Origin of the sequence: Streptomyces xiamenensis (genome assembly GCF_000993785.3) — a bacterium.
In the GTDB taxonomy this organism is placed as follows: domain Bacteria; phylum Actinomycetota; class Actinomycetes; order Streptomycetales; family Streptomycetaceae; genus Streptomyces; species Streptomyces xiamenensis.
This window is the reverse complement of the sequence record NZ_CP009922.3, coordinates 3,378,425-3,400,579: the sequence shown is the minus strand read 5'-3', so window position 1 is coordinate 3,400,579 and position 22,155 is coordinate 3,378,425. Positions and strand designations below refer to the sequence as shown.

The following is a 22,155-nucleotide window of genomic DNA, read 5'->3' as shown; positions in this document are numbered from 1 at the left end:
GCGTGCCCATGACTCAGCCCAGCTGCTACCTCCTCGAGTTCTCGGTCGGTCCGGGCGGCGCCCGCAAGGGGGACATCTACGCCGCCGGGACCCTGGCCAGTGCACGGGAGGCGTTCGAGGAAACGGATCACCTCGACCCGTACCTCCTGCTCTGGTACGGCGCCTGCCTGCGGCTGTGGGTCGTACGGCACGGCACCGTCGTGGGCGGCATCGACCTGCTGCCGTACGTGCGCAGCACCGACCCGGCGTACGACGCCACCGTGCGCGACCTGATGCTCGGCGAGGACGCGTGGGTCGGCGCGGTGATCGCGGACGTCGACGAGGCCCTCACCGAACACGGCTGGGACATGCTCGGCGCGCTCCCGCTCCTGGACCACCTCTTCACCCTGCGCCGGCGCGGCGGCCCGGCGTCCGTGGCCGAGGAGCGGCGCGCCATCGCCGCCGCCGAGAACGGGGAGCTGCCGCTGCCGCCGGGCGGCACCCCGGTGGCGGGCCTGTGGCTGGACTGGGCGGCGCTCGCCCGCGACGTACCCGCCCTGGACGGTCCGGTGCTGAGCGAGGGGCCGGTCACCGTCACCCTGGGCCGGACCGTCCCCCGCGATCCCGACAGCTATCTGGTCGTTGGTTCCGACAACGAACTCTTCGCCGGGGCCAACCATCTGGAGTGAGACGGGAAAGGTGGCCGCATGGATGGCGACGGCGAAGCGGCGGACCGGGCCCGGCTCGCCGAAGGACCTTTACGCCCATGTGTACCCGCACTGGGGTGTCGCCGTACTGCTGCCGAGCGCGCCGGCCTTTCTCGCCGGACGCGCGGCCGCGCTCATCGTCTGTCCGGGTTTTCTGCTCGGCGCACTGTTCTTCTCCTGAGTACGCCCGGACGCGTCGCACTTTTTCGCACAGGACTCGTGACAAATGATGTCCCTTCGAGTTAGGTTCGCCATGCGTTCACCAGGGACTGTGGACGTGGCGCCTTCCTACTCGGATCGTCCGGCACGTTCCTGCCGGTAGAAGGAGAGAACAGAACATGGCTTCGGTTACGTACGACAAGGCGACCCGGATTTATCCGGGCGGGGAGAAGCCCGCCGTCGACGCGCTGGACATCGAGATCGCGGACGGTGAGTTCCTCGTTCTCGTCGGCCCGTCCGGCTGTGGCAAGTCCACCTCCCTGCGGATGCTGGCCGGCCTCGAGGACGTCAACGGCGGTGCCATCCGCATCGGCGACCGCGACGTCACCCACCTGCCGCCGAAGGACCGGGACATCGCGATGGTGTTCCAGAACTACGCGCTGTACCCCCACATGACCGTCGCGCAGAACATGGGCTTCGCGCTCAAGATCGCCGGCGTCAACAAGGTGGACATCCGCACCAAGGTCGAGGAAGCCGCCAAGATCCTCGACCTCACCGAGTACCTGGAGCGCAAGCCGAAGGCTCTCTCCGGTGGTCAGCGCCAGCGTGTGGCGATGGGCCGCGCCATCGTGCGTGAGCCGCAGGTCTTCCTGATGGACGAGCCGCTGTCGAACCTCGACGCCAAGCTCCGCGTCCAGACCCGTACCCAGATCGCGAGCCTGCAGCGCCGCCTGGGCGTCACCACGGTGTACGTCACCCACGACCAGGTCGAGGCCCTGACCATGGGCGACCGGGTCGCCGTCCTCAAGGACGGGCTGCTCCAGCAGGTCGACTCCCCGCGCAACATGTACGACAAGCCGGCCAACCTCTTCGTCGCGGGCTTCATCGGCTCCCCCGCCATGAACCTGGTCGAGGTGCCGATCACCGACGGCGGCGTGAAGTTCGGCAACAGCGTCGTCCCGGTCGAGCGTGCCGCGCTCACCGAGGCGCAGAAGCAGGGCGACACCCGCGTGGTCGTCGGCTGCCGCCCCGAGCACTTCGACATCGTCAACGGCAACGGCGGCGGCCTGGAGAAGGCCGACGCGGACAAGGAAGCCGGTCTGGCCGTCACCGTCAACGTCGTCGAGGAGCTCGGCGCCGACGGTTACGTCTACGGCACCGCCGAGGTCGGCGGCGAGACCAAGGACCTGGTGATCCGGGTCGGCGGCCGCGAGATCCCGGAGAAGGGCGCCAAGCTGCACGTCGTGCCCCGCCCGGGTGAGACCCACGTCTTCGCGGTCAGCAGCGGGGCGCGTCTCACCTGATATTCCCCCCTTTCGTGGCCATGGGGCCGCGCATTCCGTACCCGCTACGGATGCGCGGCCCTTTGCACGTCAAGGAGAAATTCGAAAACGGAAAAACACGGTCACTCTTGAGAGTGACCAGCTGCCATCAAACCGCTACTCCTCGCTACGATCGCATGGCCCGTTCAATCCATCCGTCGACTCGCGAGGAAGACACCACCAGTGAATCTGGCTGTTCGCCGCATCGGCAGAAGTCTCGCCATCGTCCTTCCCGTTGTCCTGGTGCTCTCCGGAACCCTGGCCATCACCAAGGTGCCGTGGGCCTCCACACCGTCCGAGGCACTGCTGCTGCCCGCCTCCGCCGAGGCCGATGCCAGGACCTCGCCGGACGCCGCGCCCCAGGACGTGACGGCCCCGGAGGCCGTGCTCCAGGAGCAGCTGATCACCACCCTGCGCCAGGAGGACCCGGGCGTCGCGCTCACCGCCCTCCAGGAGGCCGTTCACCGCGAGCCGACCCTCGCCGAGCACTGCATGGACATCGCCCGTGCGCTGGGCCGGGCGGCGGTGGAGAAGTACGGCAGCGCGCTGCGTGCCCAGCAGCACGCCCGCCCGGTGTGCGACACGTCGTTCGCCACCGGTGTCATGGAGTTCAGCTGAGGAGACGCCCCGGTTCCAGGACGCCCGGAGCGGTGCGCGAGGCATCCCGTAGGCTGCGGAGCATGACTGTTGCCCCGCAGCCCACGCAGGCGGTGGTCCTGGCCGGCGGCCAGGGATCCCGGCTGCGGCCCTATACCGACGACCGGCCCAAGGCGATGGTGGAGATCCCCGGTACGGGGGTGCCGATCATCGGCCACCAGCTGAGCTGGCTCGCCGCCGAAGGCGTCACCGACGCCGTCATCTCCTGTGGCCATCTCGCCGAGGTGCTCCAGGAGTGGCTGGAGAAGGCGGATCTCCCGCTGCGGGTGTCCACGGTCGTGGAGACCGAACCCCTGGGCCGCGGTGGCGGGCTGAAGTACGCGGCGACCGCGCTGCCCCGCCCCGAGGAGGCGTGGTACGCGACCAACGGGGACATCTGGACCAGCTTCTCGCTGCGCGACATGGCCGCCTTCCACGCCGAGCGGGACGCGACGGCGACGCTGGCGCTGGCCAGGCCGCGCATCCCGTGGGGGGTGGTGGAGACCGACGAGTTCGGGCACGTCCTGGACTTCATCGAGGCCCCGCCCTCCCCGTACCTGGTCAACGCGGGCATCTATGTCTTCGCCCCCGAGTTCACGGCGCTGCTGCCGGACCGGGGCGACCACGAGCGCACCACGTTCCCGCGGCTGGCCCGCGCGCGGCGGCTGGCGGGCTTCGACCTGCCGCAGGGCACGTTCTGGCGGGCGATCGACACGGTGAAGGACCTGCGGGAGGCCGCCCGCGAACTGGACGCCCGCGAGGGGCGCGGCTGACGGAAGCGGCGCGGAACGGGCCGGTCGGCGCACTGCCCACGGCCGGTCTCCCGCCTGTGCGGCCCGCCGTCGTTGTCAGACCCGGCTGGCACGCTGGCAACCATGCTGGAACGACTGGACGAGACCGGCTGGGGCCGGCTCACGCACGCGTACGGATACGCCGGTGATGTGCCGGGGCAGCTCCGGTCACTGTCCTCCGCCGAGCCCGAGGAGCGGCAGGCGGCGCTGAGCGCGCTGTACGGGAACATTTTCCACCAGGGCACCCGGTACGAGGCCAGCGCGCCCGCCGTGCCGTTCCTGCTGGCGCTGGCCACCGATCCGGGCACGCCCGAACGCGACGGTGTGCTGTGGCTGCTGGCGGCGCTGGCCATCGGGTACGACGACCCGTTCGTCCCGGAGGGCTTCCCGGTGGCCGAACTGCGGCGGGCCGCGCGCGGCGGCGCGGAACTGGCGGCGACGGCCCACGCGTTCGAGCTGGCCGACCGCCCGCGGGAGGCCGGGGACGAGGGCTGGGAGGACGACGGTCCGGCCCGGTACTTCTACGAGGCGTCCCTGTCGGAGGCCGACCAGAACCGGCTCGGCGCCCACGTGGCGCTGGCGGCCTACGACGCGGTACGGGCCGGGCTGCCGGCCGTCCGTGAGCTGACGGCGGAGCACGAGCCGCCGCAGATACGCCGGGCCGCCGCGTATCTGCTGGCCTGGTTCCCCGAGGACGCGGCGCAGTCCGTCCCCGTACTGATCGCGGCGGCGGCCGGGAAGGACGGCCCTACGGCCGCGATCGCCCTCACCGGGCTCGGGCTGCTCGGCGCCCCGTACGACGCGGCGGTGGCCGGGGCGCTGGAGTCCGCCGTCTCCGGGGACGCCCCGGAGGTGGTGCGGTGGGGTGCCGCGACGGCGCTGGCCCGGCTGCGCGGGCCGGCCGCCGGGGAGCGGGCGATCGGCGAACTGCGGGCCTGGCTCGCCCGGGACGGCGGCGGGTACGGCGACCGGCACCCCGACATACCGTTCCTGGACGGGAACGTGCGCGGGTACGCCGCCCAGTCCCTGCGCGCGCTCGGCGATCCCGCCACGGACGCGGCCACCTTCGACGGACTGCTCGGCCAACTGCCGCGCCTGTCCGGCCCACCGATCCTGCCCGTACTGGACGCCGCGCTGGCCCTGGCCTTCCCCGACGGAGCGATACGCCCGGGCACACCGGCCGGTGAGCTGACGGACCGGCAGCGGCGGCTGGCCGGGCTGCTGGCCGACAACCCCGGCTGCTGGCGCACGGAGAACCGCCAGTTCGGCAACGTCGGCCACCTGATCGCCTGCTACGGACTGCCCGGCCGGCAGGACCGGCTGGCCGGCTACCTCGCCCGCGAAGAGGCCGCCTGACGGCCCGCCGGGCGCTCCCGGACGGCAAGGGGTTCATCGGTCGCGCCGGTCCGCCTGTCGTCAACGGTCCTGTGACGGCGGGGCGGCGGACAGGCCGGTCACGGTGCCGGCCACGATGATCAGGCAGATGCCCATGAAGGCCAGGTCGGTGGCGCGCTCGGTGCCGCCGTCAGGAACGTGGGACTTCGCAGGGGCGCCCCACCACCCGCTCCGGCTCGGGTCTCGTGGGGTCCGCGGCGAACGTCCCGTACGCCCCGGCCCGCTCATCGTCCCCGCGTCAGATCACCCGGAACAGGTCGGCCGCGCCCTGGACTTCGGTCAGGTCCTCGATGGAACGGAGGTTGTCGCACAGAGCCTCCAGGACCGAGCCGGATCCGGCCGCGCGCGGGGCGCCGACGGCCACGCCGAAGAGCCGGAAGCCCAGGCGCTGTTTGGCCTCGTTCCAGCCACGCGTCCACTCCTCGGTGACGCCGCACTCGTCGTCGGTGATCAGGACGATGTCGCCGCGCGAGCGGGCCGCGTCGTTGAACTCCTCCTCCAGCAGACCGCCGGCCCTGGTCAGCGGCGCCTGGTAGCTCGTGCCGCCGCCGAGGAAGCTCTCCGCGAAGTCCAGGGTCCGTTCGAGCCCGGCGGGTGCGCCCGCCGGGAAGCGGAAGACCCGGAGCCGGTCGGCCGAGGAGAACAGAATGCCGACGAAGTCCCGTCCGGCACGGCGGGCCTGGTCCAGCAGGGCCAGGGCACACGCCTTGGACCACGCCTCGCGGGTGACACCACCCGGCCCCGCCGCGTACATGGAGTGCGAGGTGTCCACGCAGGCGATGATCGCGCCGCGCCCGGTGCTCCGCTCCCCCCGGCTGTCGTAGAGCATGAGTTCCCCGGCGGCGTAGCGGGCGGCGAACACCGCGCGCAGTCCGGGCAGGCCGAGGTTGGCCAGCTCGGAGGGAATGACCCGGGACAGGTCGTCGCCGAGGGTGACCCCGATCAGTTCGCCGGCCGCCTGCTCCACCTTCCGGGCCCGCTCCCCGGCGGCCATCTGCCGGAAGCGCCCGATCAGTTCGGCCCACTGGGCGAGCCGTCCGGTGCGCAGCCGCTCGGCGAGCCGGGCGCGCCGCTCGAAGGGCATCCGCTCCAGCTCGCCCGCGCCGACTCCCCAGGCGCGCATCAGCGCGGCCTCCGCCCGTACGGCCCGGGCCGCCCGGCCCGAGGCGGCGCGGGCGGCGGCCCGGACACCGGGGGAGGCCGCGGCGAGCGCCTGCGCGGCGGCGTCCCGCGCGGCCTCGGCGGCCCGGCGTGCCGCTCCCGGGTCCCGCTCGGGCGCGGCGCCGGACTCAGCGCCCTCGTCCGGCCCGCCGGACTCGTCCGACCCGTCCGGCCCCGCTGCCGCGTCGGCGGCCGACGCCTGTGCCGCCTCCTCGGCGTCCTGCCGGGCCCGCTCCGCCTGTTCCGCCCGCTCCCGCGCCTCGCGGGTGCCCTCCAGCATCCCGCGCAGCGCGGCGCCCTGGGCGAGCACCGCCATGGCGGCGGCGTACGGGTCCCCCGCCGTCTCCCGGTGCAGCTCGGCGAAGCCCGGCGACTCCAGCAGCCCCGCGACGATCGCGTGGTTGACCCGCCGGGTGGGTTCCATCCCGGCAGCCGCCCGCAGCTTCGGCCGGACGTTGTACGCGGCCAGGAAGACGTCCGTCAGCAGGTCGGCGGCGCCGTCGTGGCGCGCGCCCAGTTCCCCGGCCAGCTCACGCAGCCCGGCCGACTGCTCGTAGGTGTCGCGCCAGGTGATCCGGTCGAACCGGTCCGCGATCACGGCGGCGGACGCGAGAGCGTCCGGCCGCCCGCCCGGCGTCCCGACCACGTTGCCCACCCCCTGGTGTCCGTGTGTTTCCGGCGGCGGAAGGGCCACCGCCCACCCCGGCCCGGCGCTGCTACGCCCGCGAGGACGACAGCTGGGCCTGCACCATGCTCGCGTCCATGCCGAGCGCCTCGGTCAGCACCCGGGCGCGCACCGCACGCTGCCGGCCGGTGACACGGTCGATGGCGGCGGTGGAACGGCCCGCGCCCGCCGCCTCCGCGCGCAGCTCCGCCAGCCGTTTCCCCGCCATCGCCAGTTTGTTGTGGGCCTTCTTGATGACCCATTCGCTCAGCGCCTCCCGGGACTGCCCGGCCATCGCGTCGAGCTGGGCCTCCAACTCCTCGATGGCGTCGGCCAGGTCGAGCGCCTCCTTGGCGTCCGGATTGACCAGGTGCAGCACTTCGCGCTCGACCGCCGGGCGCTGGGCGGGCGAGTCCCACAGCACATGGGTCAGCACCGACAGATCGGTCTCGGCCACCGCCGGGCGCCCGTCCAGATACGCGGACGCCTGGAGCAGGCCCACCGCCTGCCGCCAGCGCCGGTCGGAGGCGATGAGTTCCCTGCGGCGCAGGGCGGCCCGCAGCGTGCACACCGCGTCCACGATCGCGTCGGGGACCTCCACCGCCGGGACGCCACCGGTCACCGCCTGCCGCAGCGCGTCGAGCGTGACCGTGGTGCGTTCCGGCGGGGCGGGGCGACGGACGGCGGAGCGCACGAGCGCGGCGAAGTTGGAGGGGTCCTCCAGGTAGCCGACCTCGATCCGTACCAGCAGCCGGTCGTAGATGGCGGCCGAATCCTCCCCGTCCGGCAGCTCGTTGCTCGCCGTGATGGCCCCGATGAGGGGGCAGCGGATCGGTTCGCCGCCGCTCTCGGGGTGGTAGATCCGCTCGTTGAGGTAGCCGAGCGTCTCGTTCAGCGCGGCCGTCGAGCACTTGAAGATCTCGTCGATGAACGCGACGTGCGCGGTGGTGGCCCGCCCGTCGTACACCTGCCGGTACTCGCCCCTGGCCAGCGCCGCGACATCGATGGGGCCGAACATCCGGGTCGGGGCGGTGAACTTCGACAGCAGGATCTCCCAGTAGGCCGCCCCCTCGAACCGGCCCGTCAGCTCCCTGGCCAGCTCGGACTTGGCCGTCCCCGGCGGGCCGAGCACCAGCGAGTGCTGCCCGGCCAGCAGGGTGACCAGCAGCGTGCGCACCACGTCGTCGCGCTCGTAGAACCGGTCCGACAACTCGCCGCTGATCGCCCGCAGCCGCCGGGCCGTCTCCTGCGCGTCGTACGTCTCCTGCGCGACCATGCCACTCCTCACCCGCGGGCCGCGATGCCCCCACCGATCACCGGTCGCGTCTCAACATACGCTCCCGCAGGCGCGGACGGACCGCGGGCGCGGCTCCCGCTAGGCGGTGACCGGGGCGACCGTGCGCAGCCAGTCCACCAGCAATCCGCTGACGCGCTCGGGCTGTTCCTGCTGCACCCAGTGACCGGTGTCCGGCAGCAGATGGGAGGAGACCAGGCCGGGCAGGGTGGTGGGGAAGGCGTCGATGGCGTCGGAGAGCCAGGTGGTGGACGCGTCCGCCGCGCCGCCGATGAACAGGGACGGCTGGGTGATCGGCATCCCGCGCCAGGCGGCCAGGTCCTCCCAGTCGCGGTCCATGTTGCGGTAGCGGTTGAGCGCCCCGGTGAACCCGGTGCGCTCGAACTCGCCCGCGAAGACGTCGAGATCGGCCTCGCTCAGCCACGCGGGCAGCGGTCCGGCCGGGAATCGGTCGGCCATCCGCGCGCCGGGCGGCACGAAGAACAGGCCGCCGTGGTTCTCCTCCCCGCTCAGCCCGGTGTACATACCGGCCAGCCAGCCCCGTACGTCCGGTTCGATCTCCGCCTCCGCCCGCCCGGGACGCTGGAAGTAGCTGACGTAGAACTCCTCCTCGCCGCCCATCGACGCGAACACCTCGCTGGGGCGCGGCCCGCCGTGCGGGCTGTACGCCACGCTGAGCATGCCGACGGCGGTGAACACGTCGGGGCGCAGCAGCGCCGAGTCGGCGGCGATCCGCGACCCCCAGTCGTGGCCGACGATGACGGCGGTGCGCTCGCCGAGCGCGGCCACCACCCCGGTGTTGTCGGCGACATGGGCGAGCATGCGGTACGCGTCCACCCCGGCGGGCGCGGACGAACGGCCGTAGCCGCGTACGTCGATGGCGACCGCCCGGTATCCGGCGTCGGCGAGCGCGGGCAGTTGGTGGCGCCAGGAGTACCAGGACTCGGGGAAGCCGTGCACCAGCAGGACCAGCGGGCCGCTGCCCTGCTCCACGCAGTGGATCCGGCCGCCGGGGACTTCCACGACGCGGTGCACCGGGTGGTGAGCGGTGGGGTGAACAGGCTGCTGCTCGGGCATGGGTGGTGGCCTCCTGCGTACCGGCGACGACGGTGTGCGCGCGTCCACGTGCGTCCGTGGACACGGTGCACCGGATGTGGTCCTCATCCTGCGACGGCCGGGGCCGCCGCCCAAAAGGGCTTGCCGTTCCGGCAAACGCCACGGCCCCCGCGGCGCGCAGGGCGCGCCGCGGGGGCCGGGTGATCGGCATGCCCGGTGTTCGGGCGGGTCAGAGGGTCAGCCGCCGCTGCCCAGGACACCACCTAACCGAGCAGCCCTCCGATCGGATCCAGGCTGCTGCGATTGCCATCACCCCCCTCATCGGCCGGACCGTTGTCCGTCTCGGCCGATGGTTCACCGCCGTCGCCACCCGGGGTCGGGATCTGCTCGGGGGTGTTGTTCTGGGCGGGCGGCGCGGCCGGCGGCGCGGCCGGCTGCTGCGGGGCGGGGACCGTCTGCTCGCTGCGCGGCTGGTCCTCGTCCGCCGTCTCCTGCGGCTCCTCGGCCGACTCACCGGTGGCCGGGTCGTCCTCGCCCGGCGCCGTGGACGTCTCCTCGTCGCCGCCGACACCCGCGCTCGGCTCGGTCTCCCCCGCCGTCTCCTCGCCCGCTTCCTCGGCCTCCTCCTCGATGTCGAGGGGCTGGCCCGGCAGGTGGTTGCGCGGCGGCTCGCCCGGCTCGGGCAGGCGCGCGATCTGCGAGGACCGCACCGCGCCGCCCAGCATCGAACCGATCAGCAGCGCGAGACCGACCAGCACGGTGGCCAGCACCGCACCGCGCCGCAGCACCCTGCGCCGCAGTTCGCTCAGCGGGGCGCGCGGGCCCAGCGTGCGCCACGCCTCGCCGGCCAGCCGCGCGTCCAGCGAGTACACCGGGGCGCCCGCGATGATCAGCGGGCTCCAGGCGGCCAGCAGGATGAGGTCGGGGGCGTCGTAGACGGGGCCGCTGCGCCAGGCGACGGTCACCAGCAGCGCCAGCGACAGGGCCGCGCCGAAGGCCGCCGCGCAGCGCTGCCACAGACCGAAGATCGTCAGGACGCCGACCACGATCTGGATGAAGGCGACCGTGAGCCCGGCGGCCACCGGGTGGTTGAGCGCCCAGCTGTGCAGCGGCGCGGCCACCGCCCACGGCTCCAGGGAGCCGAGCCAGGTGACCATCGAGCCGCGCTCGCCGCCGTCGAAGTACACCGGGTCGGTGATCTTGCCCATCCCGGCCGAGATGGCGAGGAAGCCCAGCAGGAAGCGCAGCGGCAGCAGCACCACGCCCAGGTCCAGCCGGCGGTCGGGCTTGTACGCCTGCCGGTTGTCGGCTCCGCGTCCGACCGTGACCGCCCTGTCGTCCTGCCCCGCCGCGCCCGGGCCGCTGCGTGCGGAACCCGCACCGGCGCCGAACGCCTGCGGCTCCCTGACCGGCGGCAGCAGCTGGGTGTCCTCGGCGGTCCGGCGGGGTACCGGAACCGCGCCGAGCACCGCGGGATCCAGCCGGGGCAGCACCTGGGTGGAGACCCCGTCCGGCTCCGGCCGCAGCGCCGTGCGCGCGGGGGCGGCGCGAACGGCGGTCGCCAGCAGCGCACTCATGTCCGGGCCCCCCGCCCCGCCCGCTCCGGCCAGCACGACGGGGCGGCGCCCGCCCAGCGGGTGCGAGACCGGGAGATCCACCCGGAAACTCGCGTGGTTCACGATGACTTGTGCGGGATCGCACGGCACCTTCACCGTGGAGAGCAGCGGTTGCTCCTCCTCGAAGAAACCGCGCGGCGTCCCCCCAGCGGGTGGGCGGTGTGTTCTGGTGTCCACACTCATCTAACCGAGTGACAGAGGTTTAAGACACTGCCTTGACCCGACGAAGTGTCCGCGACCCGTCAAGCACCCGCGGGACACCCCTCAAGTGCCCCGCCCGCCACGGGTGATGGGGGTGTCCGCGAGGGGCCCGCGAAGTGCCCGCGAGAACTCAACTCCGTGCGCGGGACGCCTCGTACAGCACGATCCCGGCCGCCACACCGGCGTTGAGCGACTCCGCGGTGCCGGGCATCGGAATCCGTACCCGTACGTCGCACACCTCGCTCACCAGCCGCGACATGCCCTTGCCCTCGCTGCCGATGACGATCACCACCGGACCGTCCAGCACATCGAGGTCGCCCAGCTCCGCCTCGCCGTCCGCCGCGAGGCCGACGACCTGGATGCCGGCCTTCTGGTACGCCTGGAGCGCCCGGGTCAGATTGGTGGCGCGGGCCACCGGCGTACGCGCCGCCGTACCGGCCGACGTCTTCCACGCCCCGGCGCTCATCCCGGCCGCGCGCCGCTCCGGCACCACCACACCGTGCCCGCCGAACGCCGTCACCGAACGGACGACCGCGCCCAGGTTCCGCGGGTCGGTCACCCCGTCCAGCGCCACGATCAGCGGCTGCTCCCGGCGGTCGGCCGCCCCGGCCGGCAGGTCGTCCGGGTGCGCGTACTCGTACGCCGGCACCTGGAGCACCAGGCCCTGGTGGTTGAGACCGTTCGTCATCCGGTCCAGCTCGGCGCGCGGCGCCTCCATCAGGTGGATGCCGCCGCGCTCCATGGCGGCCTTCACCGCGTCGGTGACCCGGTCGTCACTGTCGATGAACTGCTGCACGTACAGCGTGGTCGCGGGGACCCCGCCGAGCAGCGCCTCCAGCACCGGGTTGCGCCCCACCACCATCTCGGAGGAGGGGCGGCGCCTGGCCTGGGCCGGCTTGTTGGACTGCTTGCGGGCCTTGAGCTGCGCGGCGCGCTGCTTGGCGTGCCCCTTGCGCATCTCGGCGGGCGGGGTCGGGCCCTTGCCCTTCAGGGCGCGGCGGCGCTGGCCGCCGCTGCCGACCTGGGCGCCCTTCTTGTTGGACGTGCGGCGGTTGGGATTGCCTGCCATGGGTTACGTTTCCTCGAATACTGCGTGGTGGTCGGAGCCCCCGAGGGGTCTCGGAAGCCTGGACGGGCCGGGCGCCGGCGCGCTCAGCCCAGCTCCCACCGGGGTCCGTTGGGCGTGTCCTCGATGACGAGCCCGGCGGCGCCCAGCTCGTCGCGGATCGCGTCCGCGGTGCCGTAGTCCTTGCGTTCGCGCGCCGCCGTGCGCTGCGCGAGGACCAGCCGCACCAGCGAGTCGACGATGCCGGTCAGCTCCTCGCCCCGGTCGCCGCCGCCGTGCCACCCGGAATCCAGCGGATCCATGCCCAGCACACCCAGCATCGCACGGACCTGCCCGGCCAGCGAAGCCGCCGACTCCTTGTCACCCTCGGCCAGCGCCGCGTTGCCCTGCCGCACCGTGGTGTGCACGGCGGCCATGGCCTGCGGCACGCCCAGGTCCTCGTCCATCGCGGCGGAGAACTCCGCCGGTACGGCCGCGGCCGGGAGGATGTCGCCGGTCCGCTCGGTGGCGCGGTGCAGGAAGCCCTCGATCCGGGAGAAGGCGGCGTCCGCCTCCGCCAGCGCGGCCTCGCTGTACTCGATGGTCGAGCGGTAGTGCGGGGTGCCCAGGTAGTAGCGCAGCACGATGGGGCGCCAGCGCTTGAGCATCTCCGAGGCGAGCACCGAGTTGCCGAGCGATTTGCTCATCTTCTCGCCGCTCATCGTCACCCAGGCGTTGTGCACCCAGTACGCGGCGAACGCGTCGCCGTACGCCTGGGACTGGGCGATCTCGTTCTCGTGGTGCGGGAAGACCAGGTCGATGCCGCCACCGTGGATGTCGAAGGCGGAGCCGAGGTACTTGTGCGCCATCGCCGAGCACTCCAGGTGCCAGCCGGGGCGGCCCGGGCCCCAGGGGCTCTCCCAGCTCGGCTCACCGGGCTTGGCGGCCTTCCACAGGGCGAAGTCGCGCGGGTCGCGCTTGCCGGTCTCGCCCTCGCCCGAGGGCTGGAGCAGCTGGTCGAGGTCCTGGTTGGAGAGCCCGAGGTAGCCGGGGAAGCTGCGCACGTCGAAGTAGACGTTGCCGTCCGCCGCGTAGGCGTGGCCCTTGGCGATCAGCACCCGCATCATCTCGGTCATCTCCGGGATGTGGCCGGTGGCGCGCGGCTCGTAGGTGGGCGGCAGGCAGCCCAGCGCGTCATAGGCGTCGTTGAACGCGCGCTCGTTGGCGTAGCCGATGGCCCACCACGGCACGCCCGTGTCGGCGCTCTTGGCGATGATCTTGTCGTCGATGTCCGTCACATTGCGGACGAAGGTGACGTCGTAGCCGCGGTGGGCGAACCAGCGGCGCATGATGTCGAAGTTGAGGCCCGAGCGGATGTGCCCGATGTGCGGTGCCGCCTGCACGGTGGCGCCACACAGGTAGATCGAGACGCACCCGGGGACGAGCGGGGTGAATTCACGGATCTGCCGGGCGTCGGTGTCGTACAGGCGAAGAGTCACGCGTCCAGAGTAGTAGGCGCGCGGCACGCCCCGCGCCGGTCGGCGCGGGGCGAGGGGGGATCGTTACGGGGCCGGTGGCGGGCCGGGGCCCGCGCCCCGCTCAGACCCGGCCGACGACCTTGCGGGCGGCCACCCGGACCACCACGCGCTCGGCGTCATCGGCCGAGGAGGGGTTGAACTCGGCGTACGGCTTGCCGGTGTACTTCTGGGAGAGCTGGTCGATCAGCTCCTGGCCGCCCTCGGTGGTAAGGGTGGCGGTGCCCCGGATCTCGGCGTACGTGTACGGGTTGTCGAACGGCTGCACCTGGACCGTGACCCGGGGGTCGCGGCGCAGGTTCTTCTCCTTCTGCCGTCCGACGGTGGTGGAGATCAGGACGTCGTCGCCGTCCCTGGCGACCCACACCGGCGACAACTGGGGGCTGCCGTCGGGCTGGATGGTGGCGATGGTGACGAACACCGGGCCGTCGAGGATTTCCTTGAGCTTGTCGGAGAGTTCCGCTGACACGCTGGCTCCTTTGCCTGATACGGGAGTTGCTGGGAGACAGAACAGTTCAAGCAGCGTCCACCGTAGTCCCGGACGGGGCCGGGAGAGGGCATCAGCGGGTGAAGAGCAGCGCCGTGGCGATCGCCGCCAGGCCCTCGGCGCGCCCGGTGAGGCCGAGCCCGTCCGTGGTCGTCCCGGAGACGGACACCGGCGCGCCGATGGCGTCCGACAGCGCGCGCTGTGCCTCCGCGCGCCGGGTGCCGATCTTGGGCCGGACACCGATCACCTGGACGGCGACATTGCCGATGGTGAAGCCCTCGGCGCGGACGATGCGGGCCGCCTCGCCCAGCAGCCGCACCCCGGAGGCGCCGGCCCACTCGGGGCGGCCGGTGCCGAAGTGCGCGCCGAGGTCCCCGACGCCGGCGGCGGAGAACAGCGCGTCGCAGGCGGCGTGCGCGGCGACGTCACCGTCCGAGTCGCCGGCCAGGCCCGCGCCGGCCCCGGGCCAGTGAAGTCCGGCGCACCACAGCTCGCGGCCCTCCTCGAAGGGGTGCACATCGGTGCCGATGCCGACCCGCGGCAGGAGCGCCGCCGCGGGCCGCGGGATGTCAGTAGCCATCGGTGATCCTTCTGCGGGCGAGCACGGCCTCGGCGAGGACGAGATCGAGCGGACGGGTGACCTTGAACGCCTCCTCGTGCCCGGGGACCAGCACCACCGGCAGGCCGAGGCGCTCGACCATCCCGGCGTCGTCGCTGGCGCCCTCGGCTCCCCCGAGCCCGGCGAACCGCTCGTGGGCGTCCAGCAGCGCGTCGGGGGCGAAGCCCTGCGGGGTCTGGACGGCGCGCAGCAGCGAGCGGTCCGGGGTGCCGGTGACCGGCTCGGGGGCACCGCCCCCGGGCCCGGGGGCGGCGATCTGCTTGATGGTGTCGGTGACCGGCAGGGCCGGCACCACGGCGGGGGACCCGGCGCGGACGGCGGCGGCGACCGCCTCCACGGTGTCCACCGGGACCAGCGGACGGGCGGCGTCGTGGACCAGCACCACATCGGCGTCGGCGGGCAGCGCGGCGAGACCGAGCCGTACCGACTCCTGGCGGGTCTCCCCGCCGGGCACCACCTGGACGTGGACGGGGCGCGGGGGCGGATGCTCGTCGAGCAGGGCGCGTACGCCCTCGGCGCCATCGGAGGGGGCCACCACGATCACGGTGGCCACGGAGCGGGCGGCGGCCATGGCGCGCACGGCGTGCACGAGGATCGGCACCCCGTTCAGCAGGCGCAGGGCCTTGGGAATCCCGGGCCCGAGCCGTACGCCTCGGCCTGCCGCGGGGATGATGACGGCCGTATGGGGGACGCCGGGGACAGGGGCGATGTCTGACATTGGCACCGTGAGAGGTTTGTTTCCAGGGTGGGAGTGGGTATGGCCACAGCGTGCCGGGCATGACCCGATCGGACCCTTCCGTGACATGCCGGTCGAGTCAGTGGCAGGCCCGGCACACCGCTTGGGGAACGATCCGTACATGCCGCAGCGCCCGCTGGGCAGGGCGACTGCCTTCGGGCGCTGGGGCAAGCGAGCCCTTGTTTCCGGGCCGGCCGGAGAGATCCGCGATATCCGGCGGTCCGAGAATTCAGGGGGTACGGCCTGGGGTGACGGTCAGGACGCGAGGACCTCGTCGAGCAGGCTTTCGGCCTTGTCCTCGTTGGTGCTCTCGGCGAGCGCGAGCTCGCTGACGAGGATCTGCCGGGCCTTGGCCAGCATGCGCTTCTCACCGGCGGAGAGTCCGCGCTCACGCTCACGGCGCCACAGGTCACGTACGACCTCGGCGACCTTGATGACGTCACCGGAGGCGAGTTTCTCCAGATTCGCCTTGTAGCGGCGGGACCAGTTGGTGGGTTCTTCGGCATACGGCGCACGCAGCACCTCGAAGACCCGGTCCAGACCTTCCTGCCCCACGACATCGCGCACGCCGACGAGTTCGGCATTGTCCGCCGGTACGCGCACTTCGAGGTCGCCCTGGGCGACCTTCAGAACCAAGTAGAGCTTGTCCACGCCTTTAATCTGGCGCGTTTCGATAGCCTCGATCAACGCGGCCCCGTGATGGGGATAGACCACGGTGTCGCCAACCTTGAACGTCATGTGACAGGTACCCCTTCCGTGGCTTTCCAGGGTAACACGGCCCAGCACCCTTCTGAATGACGTTTTCGCAGGTCAGGCCATATCTCGGGGGTTGACAAGCGCGGCTTCGGCATGCTGCGAGAGGTGCGCTGGGGCGGGTATCCGCAGGTGGGAGCGGGGTTTCGCGCCCCTTGAACAATGCGCCCCGATACGGAAAGAACTTCGCGAAGACCCGGAAAGGTGTCCGTTTTGTCACAGTTGGAAGAAAGCGTTCGGGCACAGTCTCGTGCGTCGAAGAATTGATCAGCACATTCTCCCGTAACACTCCCGTGATCCCCCTTCACATTCATACCTGGATCATGACCGGATTCACTCCCGCAGGTGGTCACGGCCCATGGGCGGGGCGGGTGAGGGCGGCGGGAGAGGGGTCGGTAGGCTTGGGCCGCTGATTTCGATCAACCGGACCGGGCGACCTGGCCGGTCCGCCGAGGTTCGTCCGAGGAGATGCCGCCGCCGTGAGCAGCAGCCTTCGACGCGGCGCCGTCGCCGCCGTCTTCGCGTTTTCGACCGTCTTGGCGCTCAGCGCCTGTGGGGCGGGCTTCGAGGCGGAGACACAGAAGATCAAGCCCGACAACGCCGCCGCGCAGGTCGACGCCATCAAGGTCCAGAACGTCAATGTGATCCTGCCCGACGGGACCGATGGCCCGGCCGGCATCAGCGCGCGGATCTTCAACGAGAGCACCACCGAGCAGGTGCTGGAGTCCATCACCCTGCCCGGCTCGGGCGTGGTGGTCGAGCTGACCCCCGCCGGGAACGAGAGCCAGGTCGTGGTTCCGGCGCGCGGCTCCGTGGCGCTGGGCGGCGAGGGCAACCCGTCGGCGTTCATCGCCGACCCGGCCGCCGCGCAGATCGCGCTGGGCAACGCCCAGCAGCTGGTCTTCCTGCTGAGCGAGACCGGGGCGATCGAGCTGGCCGCCACCGTGGTGCCGGCCTCCGAGAACTGGACCTACTACGCGGACTGGGGCCCGACCCCGCCGGCCGTCCCGGCGGACGAGGAGGGCGAAGCCGAAGGCGACGCCGACTCCGACGCCGACACGGAGCAGACCGATGAGGGCGCGACGGACGGCGCCGAGGGCGACGCGGCCGACGCGGGGGCCGAGGGTGACACCGGCACCGGCACCGACGCGGGTGCCCCGGGCTCCGGCGTCGAGAACGAGGACGGCGCCGGCCTCACCACCCCGTAACCGGCCTGCACGCACACACGGCGGCGGGGCGCCCCCGGATGGGGCGCCCCGCCGCCGTGTGTGTGCGCGCGTCGTTACGACGCCGCCGCCTACGGCTCGAACTTGTAGCCCAGGCCGCGCACCGTCACCAGATAGCGCGGGGCGCCCGGGTCCGGCTCGACCTTCGCCCGCAGCCGCTTGACGTGCACGTCCAGCGTCTTGGTGTCCCCGACGTAGTCGGCACCCCAGACCCGGTCGATCAGCTGCATCCGGGTGAGCACCCGCCCGGCGTTGCGCAGCAGCATCGCCAGCAGGTCGAACTCCTTGAGCGGGAGATCCACCTTGCGGCCGTCGACCGTCACCACGTGGCGGTCGACATCCATCCGGACCGGGCCCGCCTCCAGTGCGGCCGGGCTCTCCTCCTCCGACTCGCCGCGCCGGCGCAGCACCGCGCGGATGCGCGCCACCAGCTCGCGCGAGGAGAACGGCTTGGTGACGTAGTCATCGGCTCCTATTTCCAGGCCGACGACCTTGTCGATCTCGCTGTCCTTGGCGGTCACCATGATCACCGGGACATTGGAGCGGCCGCGCAGCTGGCGGCAGACCTCCGTGCCGGGCAGCCCCGGCAGCATGAGGTCGAGCAGGACCAGGTCGGCGCCGTTGCGCTCGAACTCATCCAGCCCATCGGGGCCCGTGGCCGCGGTGGCGACCTCGAAGCCTTCCTTGCGGAGCATGTACGACAAGGCGTCGCTGAACGACTCCTCGTCCTCGACGACGAGCACTCGGGTCACGGGAGTGCCTCCCGGGCAGGATCGTTGGTGCGGGTGGCCGCCGGCTCGCCTTCCGCCGCGGGAGCGGGGAACTCTGCCGGTTCGTGCAGACTGCCGGACAGTCCGCCGGCGCCCTCGCGGGCGGCCGTACGGGCCTGCTGGCGTTCTTGTGCGCTGCCCGGTTCGGGCAGCCGCAGGGTGAAGGTGGAGCCCTGTCCTTCAGCGCTCCACACCAGGACCTCCCCGCCGTGCGAGGCGGCCACGTGTTTGACGATCGAGAGCCCCAGGCCGGTACCCCCGGTGGCGCGGGAGCGGGCCGGGTCCACCCGGTAGAAGCGTTCGAAGACGCGCTCCTTGTCGCTGTCGGGGATGCCGATGCCCTGGTCGGTCACGGAGATCTCGATCAGATCCCCCTGCCGGGTCCGGTTGCGGGCACCGGCGATGGCGACCCGGGTGTGGGGCGGGCTGTAGTTGACGGCGTTCTCGACGAGGTTGCCGAGCGCGGCGGCCAGCTTGCCACGGTTGCCCCAGACCGCGAGCCCGGCGGTGCCGCCGGAGGCCATGGTGATCCACTTGTTGCCGGCCTGCTGGCGGCAGCGGTCCATGGCCTCGGTGACCAGTTCGTCGACGGGCACCAGCTCGGCGTGGGTGAGCGGGTCGTCGTCCTGCACCCGGGAGAGGTCGATGAGCTCCTGGACGAGGTTGGTGAGCCGGGTGGCCTCGTGCTGCATCCGGCCCGCGAAGCGGGTGACGGCCTCGGGGTCGTCGGCGGCGTCGAGGACGGCCTCGGAGAGCAGGGACAGCGCGCCGGCCGGGGTCTTCAGCTCGTGGCTGACGTTGGCGACGAAGTCGCGGCGCACCGCCTCGATGCGGCGGGCCTCGGTGAGGTCCTCCACCAGCAGCAGCACCAGGCGGGAGCCCAGCGGCGCGGAGCGGGCGGAGACCGCGAGCACGTCGGTACGGCCCAGGCCCTTGCCCGCGCGCTGCGGCAGGTCCAGCTCGGCCTGCCGGATCTCGCCGTCCCTGCGGGTCTGCCGGGCCATCGCGAGCATGGGCTCCACGGTGAGCCGGCCGCCGCGCACCAGCCCCAGCGCGTACGCGGCAGAGCTGGCCTTGAGGACGGCGTCGGACTCGTCCAGGACGACCGCCGAGGAGCGCAGGACGGACAGCACCGTGTCCACGCCCGGTGGCAGGGTGGCGGCGTCGGGAGCGGGGTGGGCACCGCGTGGTGGGCGCGTACGCTCGCGCTCACTGATGCGGAAGGCCAGCATGGCGATGACGCCGGTGCTGAGCCCGGCGATCGCGGCCACTGCGGCCACCGCCGCGTTCACGTCCATATCCTCAGGTTATGCGGGGCTTGACCGTGAACCACAGGCATGGATGAAGATGCTCGTCGGCAGTCCCGCGAGTGTTCACCTTCGTGACAGCTCGGGTTCACTCTGCGGGGCGGGATCCGCCGTCTTGCGGGCGGAGTGTGGCAAGGCAGGACAACAGGCAGCAGCTAGGTACGTACACCCGTACACGACGGCTCGGGCTTCCGTCCGAGGGAGGACGATCACTCATGCGTGACGCTTATCACGAGGAACTGGACGCGATCAGTGACACGCTGGTCGAAATGGCGCGGCTGGTGGGCTCGGCCATCGGGCGGGCCACCACGGCGATGCTGGACGCCGATCTGAAGCTCGCCGAGAGCGTGATCGACGCGGACGACCGCATCGACGACATGCAGCGGGACCTGGAGAACGGCGCGATCGCGCTGCTGGCGCGGCAGCAGCCGGTGGCCACGGATCTGCGGATCGTGGTGACCTCGCTGCGGATGAGCGCGGACCTGGAGCGGTGCGGTGACCTCGCGGAGCACGTGGCGAAGGTGGCCAGGCTGCGGTTCCCCGACTCGGCGGTGCCGCGGGATCTGACGGCGACCATCCTGGAGATGGGCCAGCTCGCGCAGCGGCTGATGGCGAAGGCGACCGAGGTGCTGATCACCAAGGATGTCGAGCTGGCGATGCAGTTGGAGCAGGACGACGACGAGATGGACACCCTGCACCGGACGCTGTTCCGGCACCTGATGGACGACCGCTGGCAGCACGGGGTGGAGACGGCGGTGGATGTGACGCTGCTGGGCCGCTACTACGAGCGGTTCGCCGATCACGCGGTGTCGATCGCGCGGCGCGTGGTGTACCTGGTGACGGGTGAGCACGCGGACGAGTTCGCGCCGGAGCCGGAGCCCGAGACGGCCTGAGCCCGGCAGGGCGCGAGGCCGTGAGGGGCGGGCGGGGGCGCTCCCGATTGCGCCCCTGTGCGCCCCGTTGACGGGCGGGCGGCGGCGGGTTTCCCATGGAGGGGCACGGGTGTGTGTGGAGGAATTCTGCTGCCCAGGAGGCATCTCATGGCGAACCGTCCCGCGACTGCCCCGACAACCGCCGCCTGTTCGTGCGGCTCCGGCTGCTCCTGCGGCTGCCAGAACGGCGGCTCCTGCAAGTGCGGGGGCTGCTGACGGCGCTGCCGCGCCGCTGAGCGGCGGCCCAGCCGCCGCGCCGGCACCGATGACCCCGGCGCGGGGCCCGGTCTCCTCCGGGTTCCGCGCCGGGGTCATGCCATGCCCGGGCCCCGGCGGGGGCCGGGGGCGTACCCGGCCAGGGCCGGGCTACGCCGCCGGCCAGGGGAGCTTGGCGACCAGTTCGAATGCCCCGTTCGTGGCGCCGTGCAGCAGGCTGCCGCCGTCCAGGGCGATGCGCTCCTCCAGGCCGGCCAGCCCCGCGCCCGCGCCGGGGATGTGTTCGCGCCCGGCCCCGGCGGTCACCGGCAGCGGGTTGCGGATCCGTACGGTCAGGCCCTGGCCCGCGGCGCCCACCAGGGTCACCGTGATCAGCGCGCCCGGGGCGTGCTTGCGGGCGTTGGTGAGCCCTTCCTGCACCACCCGGTAGACGGTGCGCTGCGCCTGGTCGCGCAGGGCCTCGGCGGCGCCCTCCGCATACTTCTGGTCCAGGACGACGCGCTGTCCCGCCCGGGTGGCCTCGGCGACCAGTTCGCCGATCTCGGCGATCCGCGGCTGCGGCCGTCCGCCGCCCGCCTCGGTGAGCGCGCCGGGCGCGGTGCCGCGCAGCACCGTCAGCACCTCGCGCAGCTCCTCCAGGGCCTGGTGGGCGTTGTCGCGGATGACCTGGGCGCTCTCGCCCACCTCGGCGTCGCTGAGCGGTTTGGCGTGCGCCCCGGCGGCGCCCGAGGTGCGGTACGCCAGCGCTCCGGCGTGCACGGACAGCAGGGAGATGCGGTGCGCCAGCACGTCGTGCATCTCGCGGGCGATGGCCTCGCGCTCGGCGCGGCGGGCGTCGGCCATCCGGCGGGCGTGTTCGGCACGCTCGCGCCCCGCGTCCTGGCGCAGGCGCACGACCAGCTGGCGGCGGGCGCGGGTGGCGACGCCCCAGGCGAAGAACGTGAGCAGGTAGGCGACGCTGAAGAAGATGTCGCCCCAGCCGCTGTTGTCCTCCGGGAGGGAGCAGAAGATGAAGTAGGGGATGGCGACGGCGATGTTGGCGGCGAGCAGGGCGAGCGCGCGCCGGGTCGGCAGGCGCAGCGCCGTGCTGAGCATGACGACACCCAGGGCGCCGAAGGCGCTGGCCGAGACCGCCCCGACCGGGACCACGAGGAGCGCGACGGCGAGCGGGTGGCGGCGGCGGACCCACAGGGCGCAGCAGGCGAGCAGCCCGAGCGGTGCGTCGATGGCCCGGATCCACTCCGGGGTGTGTTCGAGGGTGGGCAGCGCCACGATGACCATCAGCGCCCACATGCCGAGCGACCAGCCGAAGAGGGTGACGTCCACGGCCCAGTCGCGCGGGGTGCGGCGCGGGGGCCGGGGGTGCGGGAAGCGCACGCCGGTGCCCGGTGCGCCGGGAGCCGCGGCGGCCAGGTCGGCCGGCTCGGTCAGCAGATCGCCGGGGAGCAGCCAGCGCTGCGGCCGGGTGAACCGGCCGCTGACGCCGGCCGCTGTCTCGGTCATGTCATCGAGCGTAGGCGACCGGCGGCGCGGGCCACCCCTCATTCG

21 protein-coding genes are annotated in these 22,155 nt (G+C 72.7%); 8 read left to right on the top strand and 13 right to left on the bottom strand.

Annotated features, from left to right (window positions below; genetic code table 11):
* The first annotated feature begins 8 nt into the window (after positions 1-8).
* From SXIM_RS15600 to SXIM_RS15580, 6 genes are all read left to right on the top strand, one after another.
* Positions 9-668, top strand: coding sequence for a hypothetical protein (locus SXIM_RS15600; protein WP_052385123.1), 660 nt, complete (start codon positions 9-11; stop codon positions 666-668).
* Between the two features lie 22 nt (positions 669-690).
* Positions 691-867 (top strand): hypothetical protein, encoded by a 177-nt coding sequence (locus SXIM_RS27460; protein WP_158708004.1) that lies wholly within the window; start codon positions 691-693, stop codon positions 865-867.
* Between the two features lie 157 nt (positions 868-1,024).
* On the top strand, positions 1,025-2,149 hold the full coding sequence (locus tag SXIM_RS15595; protein WP_030729590.1) for an ABC transporter ATP-binding protein: 1,125 nt from the start codon (positions 1,025-1,027) through the stop codon (positions 2,147-2,149).
* A gap of 201 nt (positions 2,150-2,350) precedes the next feature.
* Positions 2,351-2,785 (top strand): hypothetical protein, encoded by a 435-nt coding sequence (locus SXIM_RS15590; protein ID WP_030729592.1) that lies wholly within the window; start codon positions 2,351-2,353, stop codon positions 2,783-2,785.
* A 62-nt stretch (positions 2,786-2,847) separates the two neighbouring features.
* Positions 2,848-3,576, top strand: coding sequence for a nucleotidyltransferase family protein (locus tag SXIM_RS15585; protein WP_030729595.1), 729 nt, complete (start codon positions 2,848-2,850; stop codon positions 3,574-3,576).
* A gap of 102 nt (positions 3,577-3,678) precedes the next feature.
* Positions 3,679-4,950, top strand: coding sequence for a HEAT repeat domain-containing protein (locus SXIM_RS15580; RefSeq protein ID WP_052385124.1), 1,272 nt, complete (start codon positions 3,679-3,681; stop codon positions 4,948-4,950).
* A gap of 277 nt (positions 4,951-5,227) precedes the next feature.
* On the opposite strand, the gene SXIM_RS15575 is transcribed toward SXIM_RS15580, so the two are convergent.
* The 10 genes from SXIM_RS15575 to SXIM_RS15530 all read right to left on the bottom strand — a co-directional run bounded on the left by SXIM_RS15575 (position 5,228) and on the right by SXIM_RS15530 (position 16,141).
* The gene (locus tag SXIM_RS15575; RefSeq protein ID WP_376045896.1) at positions 5,228-6,796 is read right to left on the bottom strand and encodes a VWA domain-containing protein; all 1,569 of its coding nucleotides are present in this window, start codon (positions 6,794-6,796) and stop codon (positions 5,228-5,230) included.
* A 70-nt stretch (positions 6,797-6,866) separates the two neighbouring features.
* Positions 6,867-8,090, bottom strand: coding sequence for an AAA family ATPase (locus tag SXIM_RS15570; RefSeq protein ID WP_030729604.1), 1,224 nt, complete (start codon positions 8,088-8,090; stop codon positions 6,867-6,869).
* Positions 8,091-8,189: 99 nt separating this feature from the next.
* Positions 8,190-9,185, bottom strand: coding sequence for an alpha/beta fold hydrolase (locus SXIM_RS15565; RefSeq protein ID WP_046724420.1), 996 nt, complete (start codon positions 9,183-9,185; stop codon positions 8,190-8,192).
* 242 nt (positions 9,186-9,427) lie between these two features.
* On the bottom strand, positions 9,428-10,963 hold the full coding sequence (locus SXIM_RS15560; RefSeq protein ID WP_078635307.1) for a DoxX family protein: 1,536 nt from the start codon (positions 10,961-10,963) through the stop codon (positions 9,428-9,430).
* Between the two features lie 148 nt (positions 10,964-11,111).
* Complete coding sequence (gene rlmB, locus SXIM_RS15555) at positions 11,112-12,050, bottom strand: 23S rRNA (guanosine(2251)-2'-O)-methyltransferase RlmB (RefSeq protein ID WP_030729613.1); 939 nt, start codon at positions 12,048-12,050, stop codon at positions 11,112-11,114.
* Between the two features lie 83 nt (positions 12,051-12,133).
* Positions 12,134-13,525 (bottom strand): cysteine--tRNA ligase, encoded by a 1,392-nt coding sequence (gene cysS / locus SXIM_RS15550; RefSeq protein ID WP_030729616.1) that lies wholly within the window; start codon positions 13,523-13,525, stop codon positions 12,134-12,136.
* Between the two features lie 100 nt (positions 13,526-13,625).
* Positions 13,626-14,030, bottom strand: a complete 405-nt coding sequence (locus SXIM_RS15545) for a PPOX class F420-dependent oxidoreductase (RefSeq protein WP_030729619.1) — start codon at positions 14,028-14,030, stop codon at positions 13,626-13,628.
* Between the two features lie 91 nt (positions 14,031-14,121).
* The gene (ispF, locus tag SXIM_RS15540) at positions 14,122-14,628 is read right to left on the bottom strand and encodes a 2-C-methyl-D-erythritol 2,4-cyclodiphosphate synthase (RefSeq protein ID WP_030729622.1); all 507 of its coding nucleotides are present in this window, start codon (positions 14,626-14,628) and stop codon (positions 14,122-14,124) included.
* Positions 14,618-15,385 carry a 2-C-methyl-D-erythritol 4-phosphate cytidylyltransferase gene (ispD, locus tag SXIM_RS15535; RefSeq protein WP_030729625.1) on the bottom strand — a complete coding sequence of 256 codons (768 nt, stop codon included), beginning with the start codon at positions 15,383-15,385 and terminating at the stop codon, positions 14,618-14,620. The genes ispF and ispD overlap by 11 nt, the downstream gene beginning before the upstream one ends.
* A 273-nt stretch (positions 15,386-15,658) precedes the next feature.
* Positions 15,659-16,141, bottom strand: a complete 483-nt coding sequence (locus SXIM_RS15530) for a CarD family transcriptional regulator (RefSeq protein WP_030729628.1) — start codon at positions 16,139-16,141, stop codon at positions 15,659-15,661.
* A 494-nt stretch (positions 16,142-16,635) separates the two neighbouring features.
* Here SXIM_RS15530 and SXIM_RS15525 point away from each other — a divergent pair, with 494 nt between their 5' ends.
* A complete protein-coding gene (locus tag SXIM_RS15525) occupies positions 16,636-17,364 on the top strand; it encodes a hypothetical protein (RefSeq protein ID WP_030729630.1) in 729 nt (242 codons plus the stop codon).
* An 89-nt stretch (positions 17,365-17,453) separates the two neighbouring features.
* Here the strand turns inward: SXIM_RS15525 and phoP are convergent, their stop codons facing one another.
* Together phoP and phoR are read right to left on the bottom strand one after the other, a co-directional pair.
* Positions 17,454-18,125, bottom strand: coding sequence for a response regulator transcription factor (gene phoP, locus SXIM_RS15520; RefSeq protein WP_484422090.1), 672 nt, complete (start codon positions 18,123-18,125; stop codon positions 17,454-17,456).
* Positions 18,126-18,130: 5 nt separating this feature from the next.
* Positions 18,131-19,450 carry a two-component system sensor histidine kinase PhoR gene (phoR, locus tag SXIM_RS15515; RefSeq protein ID WP_030729633.1) on the bottom strand — a complete coding sequence of 440 codons (1,320 nt, stop codon included), beginning with the start codon at positions 19,448-19,450 and terminating at the stop codon, positions 18,131-18,133.
* Between the two features lie 224 nt (positions 19,451-19,674).
* Between phoR and phoU the strand changes: the two genes are divergently transcribed.
* Complete coding sequence (gene phoU, locus SXIM_RS15510) at positions 19,675-20,352, top strand: phosphate signaling complex protein PhoU (RefSeq protein ID WP_030729634.1); 678 nt, start codon at positions 19,675-19,677, stop codon at positions 20,350-20,352.
* A gap of 405 nt (positions 20,353-20,757) precedes the next feature.
* Here the strand turns inward: phoU and SXIM_RS15505 are convergent, their stop codons facing one another.
* Complete coding sequence (locus SXIM_RS15505) at positions 20,758-22,110, bottom strand: sensor histidine kinase (RefSeq protein WP_053116213.1); 1,353 nt, start codon at positions 22,108-22,110, stop codon at positions 20,758-20,760.
* Positions 22,111-22,155: the final 45 nt, after the last annotated feature.

Bases quoted from the DNA above. Each gene is read 5' to 3' on its own strand.
- ispF (WP_030729622.1), bottom strand. From the start codon at position 14,628: ATGGCTACTGACATCCCGCGGCCCGCGGCGGCGCTCCTGCCGCGGGTC.
- ispD (WP_030729625.1), bottom strand. From the start codon at position 15,385: ATGTCAGACATCGCCCCTGTCCCCGGCGTCCCCCATACGGCCGTCATC.
- phoR (WP_030729633.1), bottom strand. From the start codon at position 19,450: ATGGACGTGAACGCGGCGGTGGCCGCAGTGGCCGCGATCGCCGGGCTC.
- SXIM_RS27460 (WP_158708004.1), top strand. From the start codon at position 691: ATGGCGACGGCGAAGCGGCGGACCGGGCCCGGCTCGCCGAAGGACCTT.
- SXIM_RS15600 (WP_052385123.1), top strand. From the start codon at position 9: ATGACTCAGCCCAGCTGCTACCTCCTCGAGTTCTCGGTCGGTCCGGGC.
- SXIM_RS15530 (WP_030729628.1), bottom strand. From the start codon at position 16,141: ATGACGTTCAAGGTTGGCGACACCGTGGTCTATCCCCATCACGGGGCC.
- phoU (WP_030729634.1), top strand. From the start codon at position 19,675: ATGCGTGACGCTTATCACGAGGAACTGGACGCGATCAGTGACACGCTG.
- SXIM_RS15570 (WP_030729604.1), bottom strand. From the start codon at position 8,090: ATGGTCGCGCAGGAGACGTACGACGCGCAGGAGACGGCCCGGCGGCTG.
- SXIM_RS15565 (WP_046724420.1), bottom strand. From the start codon at position 9,185: ATGCCCGAGCAGCAGCCTGTTCACCCCACCGCTCACCACCCGGTGCAC.
- SXIM_RS15560 (WP_078635307.1), bottom strand. From the start codon at position 10,963: ATGAGTGTGGACACCAGAACACACCGCCCACCCGCTGGGGGGACGCCG.
- rlmB (WP_030729613.1), bottom strand. From the start codon at position 12,050: ATGGCAGGCAATCCCAACCGCCGCACGTCCAACAAGAAGGGCGCCCAG.
- SXIM_RS15595 (WP_030729590.1), top strand. From the start codon at position 1,025: ATGGCTTCGGTTACGTACGACAAGGCGACCCGGATTTATCCGGGCGGG.
- SXIM_RS15585 (WP_030729595.1), top strand. From the start codon at position 2,848: ATGACTGTTGCCCCGCAGCCCACGCAGGCGGTGGTCCTGGCCGGCGGC.
- SXIM_RS15580 (WP_052385124.1), top strand. From the start codon at position 3,679: ATGCTGGAACGACTGGACGAGACCGGCTGGGGCCGGCTCACGCACGCG.
- SXIM_RS15505 (WP_053116213.1), bottom strand. From the start codon at position 22,110: ATGACCGAGACAGCGGCCGGCGTCAGCGGCCGGTTCACCCGGCCGCAG.